We start from the raw sequence: 3,306 nt of genomic DNA, 5'->3' as shown, positions 1-3,306 counted from the left end.
TTTGACGTGGCCCGGGCGTGCATACGACGACTCGGTGCGGACCTGGTGGCGGCGGGATCACTGTCGCACCGCGATGACGTCTTTCACCTCACCTACGACGCCCTGCGCAGCGGCTACGTGAGCGGCGAACTCGGCGAGATCTCCAGTCGGCGTGAGCAATTCGCGGATCGTCAGCTACGTCGGCTGCCCAAAGCGTGGGCTGGTCGGCCGCAAATCGTTTCGGTCCAAGATCTTTCCGCGGATTGCGAGGCCACCGCCCTGACGGGGGTCGCCGCCAGTCCTGGGGTGGTGACCGGGCGGGCGCGGGTGGTCCTCGACCCGGTGACCACCGAGCTGGACGAGGGCGACATCCTGGTTTGCGAGACCACCGACCCCAGCTGGGTCGCGTTGTTCCTGGTGGCCGGGGCCGTTGTGACCGACTACGGCGGCATGCTGAGTCACGGGCCGATCGTGGCGCGCGAACTGGGCATCCCGTGTGTGTGCGGCACCGAGGTCGGGAGCAGGCGGATTCGCGACGGCCAGCTCATCCGCGTGGACGGCGATGCCGGCCTGGTGGAGATCTTGGAGCCGGCCGTGAAAGCCCCTGGTTAGTTCTGAGTTTGCTAGCGGGTTGGCCGAAAACTAGACCGCGCCGGTGAAACCTGTGGTAGAAACCACCCACCGTGTTTTTAACTTTGCTTAAATCGATGCGTTCGCCGAGACAGTTCCGAGTGATGCCACAACAGTTCGTGTGCGCACGTCAAGGCGTTGGAAGCCAACAACTCCGGAGCGCCGGGGCTGGATAGTGACGTCTGGGACGAGCGGGACATCGATGGATGCCAGGCGACCTATCGTGCCCCGCCTGATCCGTTGGTTTGCGGTGCCGATCATTATTAGCTGGGTCGCGCTGACCGTGCTGGTGAACGTCATCGCGCCCCAGCTGGAAGTGGTTGGCGAGCGGCATGCCGCACCGATGGCCCCCATGGATGCGCCGTCGATGCAAGCGATGATGCGCATGGGCAAGAACTTCAAGGAATTCGATTCCAACAGTACGGTCACGATCATCCTGGAAGGCCAGCGGGAACTCGGCGAGGCGGCGCACCGCTACTACGACACCATTATCCATCAGCTGGAGCAAGATCCCCGGCATGTGCAGCACATTCAGAACTTCTGGGGTGATCGGTTAACGGCGGCGGGAGTCCAGAGCGCCGATGCCAAGGGCGCCTATGTGTTCTTGAACCTCGCCGGTGCGCAAGGCACGACGTTGGCGAACGAATCCGTCGAAGCGGTCCGCGAAGTCGTGGATCGGACACCGTCGCCGCCAGGGGTGACGGCCTACGTCACCGGCTCAACGGCGCACAGCTACGACGAGTACATGATCGGCAACGCAAGCATAAATAGAATTACCGCGTTCACCCTTGGTGCGATCGCGATCATGTTGTTTCTGGTCTACCGCTCGATCGCCACCACACTGATCCAGCTTTTCATGACCCTGATCGAATTGGCGGTGTCTCGGGGCGTCATCGCGGTGCTCGGCAATTACGGGCTGATTGAGCTCGCGGTATTCGCGACGTCTCTGCTGACGATGTTGGCCATCGCGGCTGGAACCGATTACGGGATATTCCTCATCGGACGTTACCGAGAGGCACGCGCGACCGGTGAGGATCGCGAGACTGCTTACTACAGCACTTTTCACGGTGTCACTCCCGTCGTGTTGGGTTCGGGTCTGACGATCGCCGGGGCGGCGTTTTGCCTGAGCTTTACCCGGCTGCCCTGGTTCACCACAATGGGGGTTCCGGTCGCGATAGGCATGCTCGTTGTCGTGGCCGCTGCGCTTACCCTGGGGCCGGCCGTTCTTGTTGTGAGCAGTCGATTCGGTCTTTTGGAATCCAAGGGGGCGCGTCCGGGTCGACTGTGGCGACGGGTCGGTACTGCCGTCGTGCGTTGGCCCGCACCGATTCTGGCCGTGAGTGCGGTGGCCGTTCTGATCGGCATGATCGCCTTGCCCGGATACAAGACGCTGTACAGCGAGCGCTACTACTTACCGGACAGCACTCCGGGCAATCTCGGGTATACCGCCGCGCAGCGGCATTTTTCGGAAGGGCAACTGAATCCCGACTTGCTGATGGTCGAGGCCGACCATGACATGCGCAACCCCGCCGACATGCTGGTGCTGGACAAGGTGGCGAAAAACGTGCTCCACGTCGAGGGCATTGTGATGGTGCAAGACATCACCCGCCCCCTGGGGATTCCGATCGAACATAGCTCGATGCCGTTTCTGAGCAGCATGCAAAGCCAGACGACGATGCAGAATATGGCGTTTTTAAAAGACCGGATGGCCGACATGCTGAAGTTGGCGGACGAGCAGCAGGTCACGATCGACTACCTGCAACGGCTGTACGACCTCACAAATCAGCTGTCCAACGCGACGCACGACACCGCCCGTGACACCGAAGACGCGACGGCCATCACCGATGAATTACGCAATCATATCGCGGATTTCGACGATTTCTGGCGGCCGATCCGCAGCTATCTGTACTGGGACAAGCACTGCTTCGACATCCCCGTCTGCTGGTCACTTCGGTCCATATTTGATGGCCTCGACGGGGTCGATCAGGTCGATGAGAAGCTGCACGGTCTGACGGATGACATAAAGCGTACGGATTCGCTCACGCGCGAAACGGCCGAGCTGTTGCCGCCGATGCTGGCCAGCATGAACCGCACTCGTGGATTGACACTGACCATGCACAGCACCTTCCAGGCGATGATCAACCAGATGGAGGCCATGAGCGACACCGGCATTGCCATGGGGCACAGTTTCGATGCCGCGAGAAACGATGATTTCTTCTATCTGCCCCCCGAGGCTTTCGATAACGCGGAGTTCCAGCGGGGCCTCAAGATGTTCTTGTCGCCGGACGGCAAATCGGCGCGGTTTTTCATCACCCATCAGGGCGATCCCGCGACCCCGGAAGGCATCGGGCGGGTTGACGCGGAGCGAACCGCGGCGCAGCAGGGCCTGAAACAGTCCTCCTTGGCGGACGCCAGAATCTATCTCGGCGGCACCGCCGCGACCTACAAGGACATGCACGACGGCAACACCTACGACCTCATGATCACCGGGGTCGCCTCGCTCACCCTGATCTTCGCGATCATGCTGGTGCTGACGCGAAGCCTCGTCGCCGCGTCGGTTATCGTCGGCACCGCCGCGAGCTCAATAGCGGCGTCCATCGGACTCTCCGTGCTCATCTGGCAGGACCTCTTCGGTATCAGGCTCCACTTTTCCGTCATGCTTTTCGCGGTCATCATCTTGTTAGCTGTCGGATCCGA

The 3,306-nt window shown here is 61.3% G+C and carries 2 protein-coding genes; both read left to right on the top strand.

Annotated features, from left to right (window positions below; all coding sequences use genetic code 11):
* The coding region (locus VNW74_RS28365; RefSeq protein ID WP_325683084.1) for a PEP-utilizing enzyme at window positions 1-591 on the top strand (591 nt) is incomplete at its 5' end.
* Between the two features lie 220 nt (window positions 592-811).
* Window positions 812-3,306, top strand: a 2,495-nt coding sequence (locus VNW74_RS28360; protein WP_325683083.1) for an MMPL family transporter, incomplete at its 3' end; no start/stop codon positions are given.

The organism is Mycobacterium sp., from assembly GCF_035570115.1.
In the GTDB taxonomy this organism is placed as follows: Bacteria; Actinomycetota; Actinomycetes; order Mycobacteriales; family Mycobacteriaceae; genus Mycobacterium.
This window is presented reverse-complemented; position numbering and strand designations above follow the sequence as displayed.